Raw genomic sequence first — 15672 nt, forward strand, 5'->3', positions numbered from 1 at the left:
CGAGCTTCAATGGAGCCGCCGATTGGTATCGGCGGAGAGCCGCGATCCAGCGCAAGGATCGCGTGACGGTCCACCTCGCTTCAATGGAGCCGCCGATTGGTATCGGCGGAGAGTCAAGTGTCCAGACTCGATCGCCCAAAAGCTCTTGGCCGCTTCAATGGAGCCGCCGATTGGTATCGGCGGAGAGCAACCGAAGAAAGAGGAGTCATGGCAGCGAAAAAGACGCTTCAATGGAGCCGCCGATTGGTATCGGCGGAGAGGCAAAGCGTCGCGCTCCGACTTCTTTCGCGACGCGGAGCTTCAATGGAGCCGCCGATTGGTATCGGCGGAGAGACGTGGAGACGAAGCTCGAGTGGAACGCGAGCGACGCGCTTCAATGGAGCCGCCGATTGGTATCGGCGGAGAGCCGACCGCGCCGCACGCGTCCGTGACGTAGTCCCAGACGCTTCAATGGAGCCGCCGATTGGTATCGGCGGAGAGCACTCGAGGATCAGCCTCCGCTCGGCGTCGTCGTCGCTTCAATGGAGCCGCCGATTGGTATCGGCGGAGAGACGCCGTCTGCGCGAGGACGTAGCGCCGCCCGCTCTCGCTTCAATGGAGCCGCCGATTGGTATCGGCGGAGAGGCTCGGGAAGAAGGTCCCGACGTCGACCGAGGCGTTGTCGCTTCAATGGAGCCGCCGATTGGTATCGGCGGAGAGACATCACCATCGGTGGCAACGCGCTGTCCGGCTCGGTGCTTCAATGGAGCCGCCGATTGGTATCGGCGGAGAGGCGTCTTGGCGCGCTGACCACGTGCGATGTTGCACGTGCTTCAATGGAGCCGCCGATTGGTATCGGCGGAGAGGTCGGCCCGATTCCGATGGTCCTGCATTGCCCGGAGTGGCTTCAATGGAGCCGCCGATTGGTATCGGCGGAGAGTTCAAGCAGATCGCGCTCTGGCAGTACTCGGGGAACACGCTTCAATGGAGCCGCCGATTGGTATCGGCGGAGAGCTTCCGCCGACCGTCCTTGCCGTCCTCGACTGGCACGTGCTTCAATGGAGCCGCCGATTGGTATCGGCGGAGAGGCGGACAGACCACGACGCTCGGCGGCGCCGACCAGTGGCTTCAATGGAGCCGCCGATTGGTATCGGCGGAGAGTCGCGATGATGTCGCCGACGCTTCCGGCGGCGCCCTGGCTTCAATGGAGCCGCCGATTGGTATCGGCGGAGAGCGATGATGGCCTGCCACGAGACAGACGTGGGCGCGGAGCTTCAATGGAGCCGCCGATTGGTATCGGCGGAGAGCGTGAGTTCCTACGACGTCCTTCGGGCATGCGTGATCGCTTCAATGGAGCCGCCGATTGGTATCGGCGGAGAGGCCGCTCGCGGGTGGCGCCGTCTGCCCGGACCACGGGCTTCAATGGAGCCGCCGATTGGTATCGGCGGAGAGCGAGCGACCAGCTCGGCGACACGACCTCCGCGAGGTCGCTTCAATGGAGCCGCCGATTGGTATCGGCGGAGAGGCGAGCGAGTCGAGCTGCAACAAGAAGCCGTCGAAGAAGCTTCAATGGAGCCGCCGATTGGTATCGGCGGAGAGGAACGACGCGCAGGGCCGCTGCCACCCGCACGTCCAGCTTCAATGGAGCCGCCGATTGGTATCGGCGGAGAGCCGGATGTCGTGGGGCCGAACCTGACCTGGCTCATGCTGCTTCAATGGAGCCGCCGATTGGTATCGGCGGAGAGCCGCGCCTCGCGGCGCAGCTCCCCCTCCCGTGCGCTGGGCTTCAATGGAGCCGCCGATTGGTATCGGCGGAGAGGATCGAGCTCCGCGAGGACCGCGTCGCGCGTCCCCTCGGGCTTCAATGGAGCCGCCGATTGGTATCGGCGGAGAGCAGGTGCGAGCACGGTGATGCCGTTGCCCAGCAAAGGGGCTTCAATGGAGCCGCCGATTGGTATCGGCGGAGAGCTGTCTAGCACGCTTGGAGTTGTTACGAGGGGTTGGGGGTTGGGTTGCGAGGGGCGGGTTGGAGGGGGGCTTGGTGGCGGGGGTGCGGGTGATGAGGTGCGGGGGGTGGGCTGGCGATTCTAAGATTTTCAAGGAGCTGGGGGGATTGCGAGTGGGCCGCGGTGTGAGGGCGTCACTTCGGTGCTCGCGCTCTCGGAGAGCATCATGAAGGCGGGGCGTGTGGTCGTCCAGGACTCTCGGACGGTGCGTCTTTGCACGTGACAAGTGGTGTCGCTTGTCGGGCGCGCGCGTCCGGCTCAGGTGTGTAGTAGGCGCTCGCACGTGAGGAGGAGGGCGGCGGCGTCGACGCGCCTCGAAAAGAGGAGGACGCGTGGGTCGGAGCGGAACGGCTCGTGCACGTGACGCTGGTCGATGCAGAGCACGATGGGAGCACGCGCCGAGTCGAGGAGCGCTAGCTTGCTCGCCAGGTAGTCGGGGGTCCAGTAGCCGACGACCTCGACGAGCACACGTCCTCGGTCCGACGTCAGCGCGAAGTCTGGGAAAAGAAGGCGGCCTCCGTTCGCGCGGATGACCGCTGGCTCGCGCTCGATGCGCCACGGCGAGTCGAGTCGGCGTAGGTCCTTGTCCAGGTTCGCCTCCAGCTTGCTGTCATGCTCCCTCGGCATCGCGTACGTGCGCGGGATGGGAGCGCCTGCGTCGAGATCGAAGCGCAGCCCGTCGCCGCCGACGAGGACGCGGGCGGTCATCGACCATCCCTGCGTCGCGACCAAGGCGGGCAACCAGCGGGCGAGCGCCCGGCCATACTTCACAGTGTCGTGGAAGAGCGCGAGCGGCCCGGACAAGGTCATCTCCACGCCGCCGTTGGTACTCGGGCCCTCCTCGAACGAGAGCATGAGGCCGATGAGCTTCGCGTAGCTGACGACTCGCCGGACGTTCGAACGCACGGATGCGCGTAGGTTCGTCGCGCGACAGAGAAGCGATTGAACGACGGCCAGGTTGTATCGCTCGGCGAGGTCCGCCGTCGTCGGCGGCGTGGCGGGGGCGACCAAGAGGCGCGCGCGCGGGCGATCGGCGAAGAGCCACTCCTCGATGCGGCCTGCCTCGATTCCGAGCTCCGACGCGGTCGTCGCGAGCGCCTCCTCCCGATCGCGCTCGGCCGCGAGTGGGAAGAGGGATCGACGAATGACCGCCGGCGCGACCGGCGCGTCGACGCGCGTCTTCCAGCGACTGCGCTCGACGGCCCACGCTGCAGCAGCGAGCTTGCGGCTCGCGCCGTGTCGTCGCGCGACCGCGGCGACGACCTCGATGATGCGCTCGTCGACGTGGGCGACGCTGCGGTCGTGCGCGGCTCGCATCTCTGCGACGAGCTCACGCAGCCACGGCTCGTCACGCGACGTGAGCCATCGCGGAACGACGCGGCCGTCGGGAGTTCGATCAACCTCGAGGAGACGGAGGGGGAGCATGTTTCGCTCGCAGGCGCGACTGGCGCGCGTCGGTGGTGTCGGTGGTGATCAGCTCATAGACGACGGCGTGCTTGTCCGGAGCCGGCCTGAGCACTCGCCCGATTCGCTGTACGTACTCGCGAGCTCCGAGGGCGCCGGCGACGAGGATGGCGACCCGCGCATCCGGTACGTCGACGCCTTCGTTCAGGACGCGCGCGGACGCGATGGCGCGCAGCTTTCCTTCGCGGAAAGCTTGGAGGACCTCCCGCCGCTCGGGAGCGGCCGTCTCGCCGGTGATGACCGGGATCAGGTTGTCGCGCGCGGCGGTGTAGGCGTTCTCGGCGAGCGCCATGAACACGATCGTCCGGTCCGCGGCGTGACGCTTCAACAACGTGCGGACGAGCGCGCGCTTCGCCCGAGGGAAGGACGCGATCGCGACCGCACGGGCGCGGTCACGCAGGGCGCGAAGGCCCTCCGGCGATCGCGCGAGGCCGCGCAGGAGCGTCGCGATGTCCGCGCCTGGGTAGAGGCGCACGAACGTCCGCCGCATCTCCGAGAAGGCGCGGGTGCGCGCGTCGTACTCGGCGCGCTCGTCGGCGTCGAGGCGCACCGGGATCCGCACGACCGTGACGGGCGCGAGGTGCGTGCCGACGAGGTCCGCGTAGCCGATCTCGTAGACGACGGGGCCGACGAGGGATCGAAGGCGAGCCTCGCCGTCCGAGGTCGGATCGGGAGCGGTGGCGGTGAGCCCGAGGCGCGCGACCGCCGCCGAGGACTCGAGCGCCTCGACGCGGGCACCACCGGCGAAATGGTGGACCTCGTCGACGACGAGGAGCCCGAATCGATCGCCCAACACGTCCATATGGCGAAATGCGCTTTCGAAGGTCAGCACCGTCGTCCGCTCGATCCGACGGCGGCCGTCGCCGACGATGCCGATACGCTCTCCGGCGAATCGACTCTCCAACTCCGTGAGCCACGCATTCGCGAGCACCCTCGTCGGACACAGCACCGCGGTGGGGAGGCCGGTCTCGAACATCGCCGCGACGGCGACGCGGGTCTTCCCTCCGCCGGTCGGTAATACGACGACTCCGCGTCTTCCGGCGGCATTCCAGCAGGCGAGCGCTTGGGCCTGGTAGTGCCGGAGCTCGAGCGAGCTCACGTCGCGTGGCCGCCGCTCCCACTCCGTGCGGAGATCTCGCTCGAGCGTGATTCCTGCTGCGTCGGCGTGCGCCGCGATCTCCGCGAAATGCAGCGCGGCCGTTCGGTGGGAATCGGAGCGAGAGTCCCATACGCCGGTCGGGAGCCCTTCGGCGTCGCCGAGATCCAGCGTCCCTCTGTCGAAACGCAGCCGCCTCATGCCGGCGTGTCGAGCACACGTCGTGCCTGCACGTGGCGCCAACGATCCTCGGCAGTTGGCGGTCGTGACCCTATGGCCGGGCCAGGCCGGGGCCAGGCCAGGGGCCAGCTCTGCGACGCCGGATGTCGCGTACGCCCTAGGGGTGATGTTGCTGGGGGTGAGGGCGTGCTCTGCTGGGGGCGTGCGTCCGGTGGTCGGGCTCTCGCTTGGTGGGCCGGTCGTCGTGGCCGGAACGGGGCCGCGGCTCGGTGCTCCGGCGTGGGGGCCGCCGGCGTTGCTGCGTGACCTCGAGCTTCGGCTCGGAATCGCACCACTAGAAGAGGAGGCGAGCGTTCGCATTCCTGCTTGGGTCGCGCGTGTTCGGTCGCTCGCCGACGGCGATGCGTTCTATGCGCGATCGTTCGCGCTCGATGAGCTGGGGACCGCGGCGCGTCTCCTCGAATGGCGCGACGACCTCGTGGAAGCCGGATGGAACGGCGAGGCCATCCCCGGCGGTGGGCCTCGCCTCGACGCGCTCGCGGCGCTGGAGCGGCACGCGGAGCAGCCTCATCGGGTCGCCGAGGTCGAACGCGCGCTCGCGCAGCAACCAGACACGATCTACGAGTCGCTCTCGCTCCTCGAGCCGGCGTCGCTGTGGCCGGGCCGATGGCGGAGGATCTTCGAGCTCCTCGAGCGACGCGGGACGCGCGTCGCGACGGAGGCGCCGTCGTTCGGCGCGAGGGCGGCGCGCGACACGGACCTCGGGCGATTGCAGCGGAGCCTCGCCGGCGAGGCGGTCGAGCAGGCGCGGGGCGATGGCTCCGTCCTCGTGTTGCGCGGCGACACGCTCGCGGACCTCGCCGAGATCACGGCGATGCTCGTCGCGTCCGACGCGAGGCCCGCCGTCGTCGTCCGGTGCTGCGAAGGAGAGACCCTCGACGTCGCGCTCCGCGCGCACGGCTCGCCGGCGCAAGGGAAGATGCGCGAGAGCGTGTGGCGGCCTGCGCTGCAGGTGCTCGCGCTCGCCCTCGAGATCGCGTTCGAGCCGCGGGATCCGTACCGCGTCCTCGAGCTCCTGACGCTCCCGCTCGGTCCCTTCCGCGGTCTGCTCGGCGCTCGGCTCGCGCGCGCGGTCGCACGTCAGCCCGGCACCGGAGGCAAGGAGTGGCTCCGCCAGAAGCGGGAGGCCGCGCGGCACCTCCATGAGGAGCACGCGCGCCGCGAGCGCGAGACCGGACGCGGCGACGACGAGGTGGAGCGGCTCGCGCGGGAACGCGTCGATGAGCGCTTGCGCCAGGTGGCGGAGTGGCTCGAGACGCCGGGCGCGCCCCCGACCGGCATTCCACGCGAGCAGCTCCTCGCCGTGATCGAGCGCGTGCGACGCTGGCATCGGAGCCGCGTCCAGGCCGGCGCCGGGGACGCCTTCCTCCTCGCGCACGCGCAGGCGACGACGTTCGCCGCGGCGGTGGCCGCCGATCCGCGGCCGGCGTTCACGCGCGAGCACGTGCGGCAGCTCTTCGATCGCTTCGGACGGATCGAGCAGCAGCACGAGCTGTCGATCGAGGACGCCGGACGCGTCGCGCACGTCATCCATCCGGGATCGATCCTCGGCGAGCGCGATCGCGTGATCCTCTGGGGCTTCGTCGGCGGCGTCGAGCGGAGGCCTCCGCGATGTCCGTGGACGCACGAAGAGCAAGCCGCCATCGCCGCCGCGGGCGTCGAGATCGTCGATCCCGCCGCGCTCCTCGAGGCAGAGGCCGGCGCCTGGCGCGGCGCGGTCCTCGCCGCGCGGGAGAGCCTCGTGCTCGTCGTGCCGCGATCGATTCGCGGCACCGCGACGACGACACATCCACTGTGGGACGAGATCCGCGCGCGGCTCTCGCTCGACGAGGGATCCGCGGCGCGCTTGACGCGGGAGGCGACCGACATCCGCGAGCGCGGGATGCCGCGCGTCGAGGTGAGGGCGATCGCGCCGCTCGCGCTCCCGCCCGGACGTGCAGCGTGGCGCCTCCCGCCCGAGGTGCTGCGCGCGCCCACCTCCGCGCCGCCGGCCACCGCGTCGCCGGCCTCCGTCTCCGTCACCGCGCTCGAGCGCATCGCGACATGTCCGCTCGCGTGGGTCCTCGAGCAGCGCGCCGGCCTCCGGTCGGGCGCGATGTCCAAGGTCGCGCGCGGCAGCCTCCTGAACGGCGGACTCGCGCATCGCCTCGTCGAAGAGCTGCACCTCGAGGGCGCCTTCACCTGCGACGAGGCGACCTTCCTCGCGCGCGCGAGGGAGCGGTTCGAGCGGCTCGTCGCGGCGGAGGGGGCGACGTTGCTCTTGCCGGGCGCGGCGATCGAACGACTCCAGCTCACGCGACAGATCCTCGAGTCGGTGCGCGCGCTCCATCGTTACCTGGCGCAGAGCGGCCTCCTCATCGCCGCGGTGGAGGAGGAGATCGCGACCGCGTCCGCGATCGGGCCGCTCCACGGACGCCTCGATCTGAGGCTCGTCGACGCGGAGGGGACGGCGGTCGTCCTCGACGTGAAGTGGGGCGCGAGCGCGTACCGTGACGCCCTCGAGAAGGGCCACGCCGTGCAGCTCGCCGTCTACGCGCGGGCGGTGGCGGAGACGAGCCCGGCGTCGCGCGGACCGGCTCCGGCCGGGTATTTCGCGTGCGCGTCGGGCGCCGTCCTGACGACCGATCCGCGCATGCACGCGCCGCGGTTGCTCGCGGGGCCTTCGCTGGACGAGACCTGGCGCCGCGTCGAGGCGACGGCGCGCGCGGTGCTGGACGCGCACGCCGGCGGCGTCGTCCACGTGCCCGCGGCGAAGACGAAGCGGCCGCTCCTCGACGCGCTCGGGATCCAGGAGGGGGAGCGCGCGCGGCACCTCGACGCGGCGCCGGACGCGGCGTGCGGCTATTGCGATTACGACGCCATCTGCGGGCGAAAATGGAGCGCCTTCGAATGAGGGCCGAAGGGATCGCCATCGTCGGCGCGAGCGCCGGTAGTGGCAAGACATTTAGACTCACGCAAGAAGTTATAAACGCTGTTTCCAATAATAGCGTCAATCGTATTGACGTCGAGTCGCTCGTCGCCGTCACCTTCACGCGGAAGGCGCACTCCGAGCTCGAGGCGCGCATCCGGCACGCCCTCGCGCGCGGGAACGCCCACGCCGAGGCGCTGCGGCTCCCGCTCGCGTACCTCGGGACGGTGCACGCCGTCGCCCTCCGCCTCCTGCAGGAGTTCGCGATCGACGCGGGGCTCTCGCCCAACGTCGACGTCGTCGCCGGACACGAGACGAAGCTCCTCCGCCAGGCGTTCGAGCGGACGCTGGACGAGTCGCGACGGCAGCACCTCGACGAGCTCGCCGCGCGGCTCGAGCTCGGCGTCGACCACCGCGCGCGCCGCACGGACTGGGTCTCGCCGTGCGCCGACATCATGGACCTCGCGCGCGCGAACCGGATCCACCCCGACGCGCTCCCCGAGATGGCGGAGCGATCGATCGCGAGCTTGTTCGCGATCATGCCTCCGCCGGTCGCCGACGGCGCCGTCCTCGACGCCGCGCTGGCGCGGGAGCTGGAGGTGAGCGGGCAGGCGCTCCGGCGGAGCGACGACGGTCGATCGAACACGGCCACCGCGATGCAGCTCGTCGAGGACGCGCAGACGCGGCTCCGCGACGGTACGCTCCGCTGGTCGGTCTGGGCGAAGCTGGCGACGATCGCGCCGTCGAAGAAGTGCGACGTCCACGTCGCCGATCTCCGGCTCGCCGCCGAGCGCTACATGGAGCACCCGCGCCTCCACGACGATCTCCGCGCGATGACGCGCGCCATCTTCGAGGCGGCGCGGGCGGGGCTCGTCGCGTACCAGGACTGGAAGCGGGAGCGGCGCGTCGTCGACTACGTCGACATGCTCGACGGCGCGCTGACGCTGGTCGAAGAGCCGCGCGTGGAGGCGGAGCTCGCGCGGCGCCTCCGCCTCGTCGTCGTGGACGAGTTCCAGGACACGAGCCCGATCCAGCTCGCCTTGTTCCTGCGCCTCCACGCCCTCGCGCGGCGCTCGGTCTGGGTCGGCGATCGCAAGCAGTGCATCTTCGAATATGCGGGCGCCGATCCGGTGCTCATGGACGCCGTCGCGGCGTGGGTCGAGGAGACCGGCGGCGCGCGGGACCGGCTGATCCACAACTACCGATCGCGTCCGGAGCTCGTCGTGCTCTCCTCCGAGCTCTTCTGCGCGGCGCTCGCTCCGCACGGCTTCGCCCGCCCGGACGTGGCGGCGACGGCGAAGCGGGAGCGGCGCCCGGAGCACGACCGGCTTCCCCCGCTCGGCCTCTGGCGGCTCGAGACGAGCAACACCGCGGAGGACGCGGAGGCGGTGGCCGAAGGCGTGCGTCGTCTGCTCGACGCGCCGCACGAGACGCCGGTCCTCGATCGCGCGACCAACACGATGCGCCCGCTCCGCGCCGGCGACGTCGCGGTCCTCGCGGCGACCAACGACTGGTCGCGCATGCTCGCCGACGCGCTCCACGCCCGCGGCATCCGCGCCGCGATCGCGCGGGCGGGGCTCTTCGACACACCGGAGGGCACGCTCCTCGACGCGGCGCTGCGCTGGCTGCTCGATCGCCACGACGAGCTCGCGGCCGCGGTCCTCGACGCGCTCACGGGATGGGCGGGCGCCGATCCGGACGCGTGGCTCACCGCGCGACTTCGTCGGGTCGACCCCGTCGGCCCCGGAGACCCCGGCGAGGAAGGCTGGCGCGCCGCGATCGAGCCGTTGCGCGAGCGGCTCGCCGTCCTCGCTCCGGTCGAGGCCGTCGACGCGGCGATCGGAGCGCTCGACCTCGTCCGGCTCTGCGCGCGGTGGCCCGATCCGACCCAGCGGATCGCGAACATCGACGCCCTCCGCGCGATCGCCGAAGACTACGAGGAGCGCTGCGCGCAGGAGCGCGAGGCCGCGACCGTCGCCGGCCTCCTGCGCTACTTCGACGACGTCCGAACGCCGACGCTGCAGCGCGACGAGGTCCTCCCCTCCGACGATCAGCACGTGCCCGGCGACGACGGCGCGATCGTCGTGTGCACGTACCACAAGTCGAAGGGGCTCGAGTGGCCCGTCGTCGTCCTCGCGAACCTCGATCGCGCGGAGCGACGCGACGCCTTCGAGGTGACGCCGGAGGCGGCCGGAGCGGGCTTCGATCCGGAGCGTCCGCTCGCGAACCGATCGATCCGGTACTGGCCGTGGCCGCTCGGCGCGACGAAGAACGCTCCGCTCGCCGATCGCGCCGAGGCGTCACCCGAAGGCCAAGCGGTGTCGCTCCGTGAGCGCAAGGAGCGCGCGCGCCTCCTCTACGTCGGCTTCACGCGGGCGCGCGATCACCTCGTCCTCGCCGCGCGCGTCTCGAAGCACAAGGCGAAGACGGCGTGGCTCGACGTCCTCGCGGACGAGGAGGGAGACGCGCTCCTCGACTTGCCGTTCGAGGCCGCCGACGGCGCGACCGCCACGACGGCGGTGCGCGGGACGGAGGTGCGGGTCGACACGCGCGTCCTCGGGCTCGGCCCGCGCCGCGATCCGCGCGATCGCCCGGAGCCGCCCGCGCCGCGCTGGTTCGCGCGACCGCTCGGCGGCGCGACCACCGCGCGTCCCGGATATCGCATCACGCCCTCCGCCGAGGTCACCGGCTGGCCCGCGCACGCGACGCTCGTCGGCGCGGCGCGCATCGGAGCGATTGACCACTTCGCGCGGGGGATCCCGCTCGACGCACCGACGAGGGACTACGACGTCCTCGGCCAGGCCGTGCACGGTTTCCTCGCGACCGACGTCCCGGGCCTCGCTCCGGCGGAGCGGCTCACGCGCGCGGCGCGGCTCCTCGACGGTTGGCGGATGGCGGCGCATCTCCGCGCGGAGTCGCTCCTCGTCGCGGGCGACGCGCTGCGGGCGTGGGTCGATCGAAGGTGGCCCGGCGCGCGGTGGCGGCGCGAGCTCCCGATCGAGGGACCGGTCCCGAGCGAGCACGGAGAGCGCTGGCTGAGCGGGATCATCGATCTCTTGCTGGAGACGGAGGAGGGCTACGTGCTCGTCGATCACAAGTCGTTCCCCGCGCCGCACGAGGCCGCCTGGCGCGCGAAGTGCGTCGCCTTCGTTCCGCAGCTCGCCGCCTACTCGTTGCTCCTGGCCGGCACCGGAAGGCCCGTGCTCTCGACGTGGATCCACCTCCCCGTCGGCGGCGGCGCGGTGGAGATCACGTTCCCGCGGACGAGCGCGCCACGCGAGTAGCGAAAATCGTCGGAACTGCATGAAGCGTGTAGATCTGATAGAGGTAGCGACTCGGTTTGTCGCAGGCGAGGGGAACGACGATGGGTGAGAGCGAGCAAGAGCAGGTCTCCGGACGTTCCGACGAAGCGCCCGAGGTCCGCGCGAAGCCGCTCCCTCGCCGGCTGCCGGTGATCGTCGAGGCGCCGGCGCTCGTCCCCGCGAGGATGGTGAACGAGGCGCTCTACTGCGAGCGGCTCATGTACCTCGAGTGGTCGCAGGGGGAGTTCGTCGACAACGCGTTTACCGTCGACGGGCGCTCGGTCCATCGCCGCGCCGATCGACCCGGCGGCGCGCTCCCTCCGCCGCCGAAGCGCGACGAGACGGACGACGAAGACGAGCCCGAGGAGCCGGCTCCCTACGAGGCGCGCGCGCTCTGGCTCTCCTCCGAGGAGCTGGGGCTGACCGCGAAGATCGACGTCGTCGAGGCGGACGCGTCGTCCGTCGTCCCGATCGAGTACAAGCGCGGAGCGGCGCCGGACGTCCCGGAGGGCGCGCACTTGCCGGAGCGCGCGCAGGTCTGCGTGCAGGTCCTCTTGCTGCGTGAGCACGGGTACCGATGCGACCACGGCGAGATCTACTTCGCGCGCACGCGGCGGCGCGTGCGGATCGAGATCGACGACGCGCTGATCGCGACGACGATGGAGGCCGCTCGGCGCGCGCGCGAGCTGGCGGCGGGCGGGGTCATCCCACCGCCGCTCGTCGACAGCAGTCGCTGCGAAGGCTGCTCGCTCGTCGGCGTCTGCCTCCCCGACGAGACGAACCTGCTCCGCGGCCTCGAGCCCGCGCCGCCGGCGCCGCCGGCCGAAGCCGAGGCGATGGAGGAGTTCTGGCCGGCGGACGAAGCGCCCGAAGCGGACGACGCGCCCGTCGAGCTGCGGCGGCTCCAGCCGGCCCGCGACGACGAGCTTCCGCTCTACGTCCAGGAGCAAGGGGCGAAGATCGGTATTTCGGGGGAAGAGCTGGTCATCAAGGGAAAGAAGGGAGACGTCCGCGCGCGGCTCCCGAACGTCTCGCAGGTCAGCCTCTTCGGAAACGTGCAGATCAGCACGCAGGCGCTGCGCGCCATCCTCGAGCGCGGGCTCTCGATCTCGTTCCTCTCGACCGGCGGCTGGTTCTACGGCCGCGCGACGGGGGTGGAGTCGAAGAACGTCGAATTGCGTATGGCGCAACACCGCGCGATGGCGGAGCCGGACACGTGCCTCCGCCTCGCGCGCGGCGTGATCGCCTCGAAGATCCGGAACTCCAGGACGATGTTGCGGCGCAACAACGCCGCCGTCTCGGAGGTGGTGCTCTGGGAGCTCGAGCAGCTCGCGAAGAAGGCGGAGCGATGCGAGGCGCTCGAGTCCTTGCTCGGGATCGAGGGCACCGCGGCGAGGAGCTATTTCGGCGCCTTCTCCGGAATGCTGAAGGGAGAGGGCGCCGCCGCCTTCGACCTCGACGGGCGCAACCGGCGGCCTCCGCGCGATCCCGTCAACGCGCTCCTGTCGCTCTCGTATGCGCTCTTGACGAAGGAGCTCGCCCACGTCTGCGCGTCGGCCGGCCTCGATCCGCTCCTCGGGTTCTATCACCAGCCGCGCTTCGGCCGGCCCGCCCTCGCCCTCGACCTGATGGAGGAGTTTCGGCCGATCCTGAGCGACTCGATCGTCATCTCCGCGATCAACACCGGCGTGATCACCGAGAGCGACTTCATCTCGCATACCACCGGCGTGGCGCTGCGCCCGCACGGCCGGCGCCGCTTCCTCGGCGCCTACGAGCGGCGGATGGACCAGCTCGTGACACATCCGGTATTCGGTTATCGCGTGAGCTACCGGCGCGTCCTCGAGGTGCAGGCGCGGCTCCTCGGCCGCTTCTTGTTAGGCGAGATATCCGCTTATCCGCAGTTCCGGACCCGCTGAGGAGCCATGCGCCAGACGTTCGTCGTGAGCTACGACATCTCGTGCCCGAAGCGCTTGCGCCGCGTGTATCGGCTGATGCGCGGCTGGGGCGACCATATCCAGCTCTCGGTGTTTCGCTGCGAGCTGAATCCCCGCGAGCTCGTCGAGCTGCGCTCCCGGCTCGTGGAGATCATCCACAACGTCGAAGATCAGGTCCTCTTCGTCGACGTCGGCCCGGTGGAGGGACGCGGCGGCACCTCGATTCGCGCGATCGGGAAGGTCTATACCGCGCCGGAGCGACAGGCGATCATCGTCTGACGGCGCTTACGGAGAGAGCCACTCGCCCTTCGCGTAGACGTGGAGCGCGAGCTTCGCGCGGCTCGCGGCGACGTAGCGCGCGCGGCGGTCGCAGCGGGTGTCGGCGGGATCGATGTCGACGAGGATGACGACGTCCGACTCGAGGCCCTTGAAGGCGCCGATGGTCGTGTGGAGCACCTTCCCGTCGCGCGCTTGCGGCTCCTCGGCCAGCGCCACGCCGCCGAGCTCCGTCGCGCCCTTGAGGCTGGAGTTGTCGCGCCGGTGCGGCGTCAGCACCGTGATCTGCTCCGCGGTGACGCCGTTCTTCTCGATGAGCCGCCGCACGAGGTCGTCGACCTGCGCGCGCGTCTTGGCCGGCCCCGCGTGCGCGTGCACCGTCGGCGGCTCGCCCTCCGGCGCGCGCGGGTGGGGCTCCATCTCGACGCCGCCGAGCTCCTTCACGACGTTCACGATGCCGCGCGCGTTCCGGAAGTTCACCGTGAGCGACCACGTCTGCGGGATGTCGGAGAGCCCGGATTTCCGGTCGAAGATGCGCTGCCCGGGATCGTAGAACACGATGAGCGAGCCCTTCTCGCGGTCCTTCAGCGTGTCCTCGAGGACGGAGGTCCAGTCCGACCGGAAGTCCTGCGCCTCGTCGACGACGATCGCGTCGTAGCGAGGGAGCGCCTCCGCCGCGAGCGCCTCGAGCAGCGTCTCCGGAGCCTCCTCCTCCCAGAACTTGCGCGCGCGTTCGGCGTCGGTCTCGTTCGGCGGCTCGTAGACGACGCCGAGCGCGTCGAACGCGCGCCGGCAGAGCGCGTGGAACGTCGTGACGTCGACCTTCCCGCCGATGTCGCCCCAGCCTCCGACCGTCATCGCGAGGTGCGCCGCGAGCATGCGGTTGTAGCAAATGAGCAGCACGGACTGCCCCGGCTCGCGCGCGTACCGCCGCGCGGCCTCCAGCGCGAGCGCCGTCTTGCCCGAGCCCGCGCCGCCGGCGACGCGGAGCCTCCGGCACTCGAGGCAGCCCTTCAGCACGAGGAGCTGCTCGTCGGTGAGCCGCTCGATCGCCGCGCTCTCGACCTTCAGCCGCGCGCCGAGCGTCTCGATGAGGCGCAGCTCGGGGTGGAGGTGCTGGCGGCGGAAGCGATTGAACTCGGCCGGCGACATCGCGGGCGGCGCCGTGCGCGCGGCGGCGCGCCAGAACGTCAGCGCGCGCTCGACCCAGCGGCCGATCGCGCCGAGATCGTCCGCCGTGAGGACGATCTCCGTGCGCGCGTCGAGCGGGAGCGGGAAGTCTCGCGCGCGCGCGAACGGGAACGCCACCGCGTAGCCGTGGACGAGCGGGAAGCGCGCGCGCATGCGGTCGCCGAGCTCGCGCACGAGCGTGTGCATCTGCTTCTGCGCCTGCTCGAACGGGCTGTGCATCGGCGTCTCGCGTCCTTGATGGACGCGGACCCAGCGGCCGTTCGGGCGGAGCTCCACCCCGCCGCCCTTGCACTCGAGGACGAGCATGCCGCGCTCTCGATGCACGATGAGGAAGTCGACCTCGCCTTGGTTCGCGCGGTCGCCGAGGTAGTGGAGGCTGTAGTAGACGATGTAGTCGCTCGGCAACCCGTCGCGCAGCGCCTCGAAGAGGGCGCGCTCGGCGCGGAGCCCGGTCTGCGCGGAAGGCGGGTCCGCGGGGATCATCTGCGCCATCGTTTGTCCGTACGTGACGTTCGGCGAAGTGTCGAGTGATGAACGGGCGAGCAGCGCTGCGACACGGCTCGTCGCAGCTGATCGTCGAAAGAGACGAGAGTGACGGAACCGCCGGAGCCGCGATCGAGTACTCTCGCCGGTCATGCTCGGGGGCGCTTCGCTCGATCGGACCTTCGCGCGACACGCGGCGCGGCGTGCTGCGGGGATGCCCGTCCCCGCCGTGCTCGTGGGCGAAGCGGTGACGCGCGCGTGGGAGGCGAGCTGGATCGACCGCACCGTCGTCCGATCGGCGGCGCCGGCGGCGGAGGACGCCGCGCGGGAGTACCTCGCCTCGTCCGTCGTGCGCGCGCCGCTCGAGGCCGCGCTCGGCGCGCGTATCTCGGCGCCCACGAGGGCGCGGACGCCCTTCGAGCGGGGCGTCTGGCTCGCCGCGAGCCGCGACGCGCTGATCGCGGCGGGCGATCTCGACGCGCAGCTCTTGCTCGGCGCCGTGTTCGCGAGCGAGCGCCCCGCCGACGCGCTGCGCGCGCTCGGCGCCGCCGGCCGGGTGCTCGGGCGCGGTGCGCCGCCCCTCCTCGTGCTCGGCGGCGACGACGTCGACGTCGCGATCCGCGCCGTGATCGCGATCGCCGAGGCGGCGACGGCGATCCCGCTCGCCGTCACGACGACGGCGGCGCGCTGGCGAGGATGGCTCGCGTCGAGCGGGCGCGAGCACGCGAAGGCGATGGTCCGTCCGTTCGCGGTCGAGGCGGTCGAAGCGGGGGCCCTCGCCGAGCGCGCGCGG

The 15672-nt window shown here is 71.1% G+C and carries 7 protein-coding genes and 1 CRISPR repeat array (1 of these 8 running past the window's edge); of the genes, 4 read left to right on the forward strand and 3 right to left on the reverse strand.

The annotated features are described in order from the left end of the window. Positions 1–1947: a CRISPR direct-repeat array (repeat unit 36 nt; unit sequence GCTTCAATGGAGCCGCCGATTGGTATCGGCGGAGAG) (it extends 14936 nt beyond the left edge of the window). A 296-nt stretch (positions 1948–2243) separates the two neighbouring features. Both KF837_04225 and KF837_04230 read right to left on the reverse strand, forming a co-directional pair. Then, positions 2244–3410 (reverse strand): DUF790 family protein, encoded by a 1167-nt coding sequence (locus tag KF837_04225; GenBank protein ID MBX3226490.1) that lies wholly within the window; start codon positions 3408–3410, stop codon positions 2244–2246. After that, positions 3382–4746, reverse strand: a complete 1365-nt coding sequence (locus KF837_04230) for a DEAD/DEAH box helicase family protein (protein MBX3226491.1) — start codon at positions 4744–4746, stop codon at positions 3382–3384. Before KF837_04230 ends, KF837_04225 begins: the two co-directional genes overlap by 29 nt. 181 nt (positions 4747–4927) lie before the next feature. Between KF837_04230 and KF837_04235 the strand changes: the two genes are divergently transcribed. The 4 genes from KF837_04235 (at position 4928) to cas2 (ending at position 13208) form a co-directional block, all read left to right on the forward strand. Next, positions 4928–7678, forward strand: coding sequence for a PD-(D/E)XK nuclease family protein (locus KF837_04235; protein ID MBX3226492.1), 2751 nt, complete (start codon positions 4928–4930; stop codon positions 7676–7678). After that, positions 7675–10977 carry a UvrD-helicase domain-containing protein gene (locus tag KF837_04240; GenBank protein MBX3226493.1) on the forward strand — a complete coding sequence of 1101 codons (3303 nt, stop codon included), beginning with the start codon at positions 7675–7677 and terminating at the stop codon, positions 10975–10977. The genes KF837_04235 and KF837_04240 overlap by 4 nt, the downstream gene beginning before the upstream one ends. A gap of 80 nt (positions 10978–11057) precedes the next feature. Then, a complete protein-coding gene (cas1, locus tag KF837_04245) occupies positions 11058–12911 on the forward strand; it encodes a CRISPR-associated endonuclease Cas1 (GenBank protein MBX3226494.1) in 1854 nt (617 codons plus the stop codon). 6 nt (positions 12912–12917) lie between these two features. Beyond that, the gene (cas2, locus tag KF837_04250) at positions 12918–13208 is read left to right on the forward strand and encodes a CRISPR-associated endonuclease Cas2 (protein ID MBX3226495.1); all 291 of its coding nucleotides are present in this window, start codon (positions 12918–12920) and stop codon (positions 13206–13208) included. A gap of 6 nt (positions 13209–13214) precedes the next feature. On the opposite strand, the gene KF837_04255 is transcribed toward cas2, so the two are convergent. Then, positions 13215–14888: an NERD domain-containing protein gene (locus KF837_04255; protein ID MBX3226496.1), complete on the reverse strand. Its 1674-nt coding sequence runs from the start codon at positions 14886–14888 to the stop codon at positions 13215–13217. Positions 14889–15672 lie beyond the last annotated feature (784 nt).

Source organism: Labilithrix sp., assembly GCA_019637155.1.
Taxonomy (GTDB): Bacteria; Myxococcota_A; Polyangia; order Polyangiales; family Polyangiaceae; genus Labilithrix.

Excerpts from the sequence above, each read along its gene's own strand:
- KF837_04225 (MBX3226490.1), bottom strand. The coding sequence starts at position 3,410 with ATGCTCCCCCTCCGTCTCCTCGAGGTTGATCGAACTCCCGACGGCCGC.
- KF837_04230 (MBX3226491.1), bottom strand. The coding sequence starts at position 4,746 with ATGAGGCGGCTGCGTTTCGACAGAGGGACGCTGGATCTCGGCGACGCC.
- KF837_04240 (MBX3226493.1), top strand. The coding sequence starts at position 7,675 with ATGAGGGCCGAAGGGATCGCCATCGTCGGCGCGAGCGCCGGTAGTGGC.
- cas1 (MBX3226494.1), top strand. The coding sequence starts at position 11,058 with ATGGGTGAGAGCGAGCAAGAGCAGGTCTCCGGACGTTCCGACGAAGCG.
- cas2 (MBX3226495.1), top strand. The coding sequence starts at position 12,918 with ATGCGCCAGACGTTCGTCGTGAGCTACGACATCTCGTGCCCGAAGCGC.
- KF837_04255 (MBX3226496.1), bottom strand. The coding sequence starts at position 14,888 with ATGGCGCAGATGATCCCCGCGGACCCGCCTTCCGCGCAGACCGGGCTC.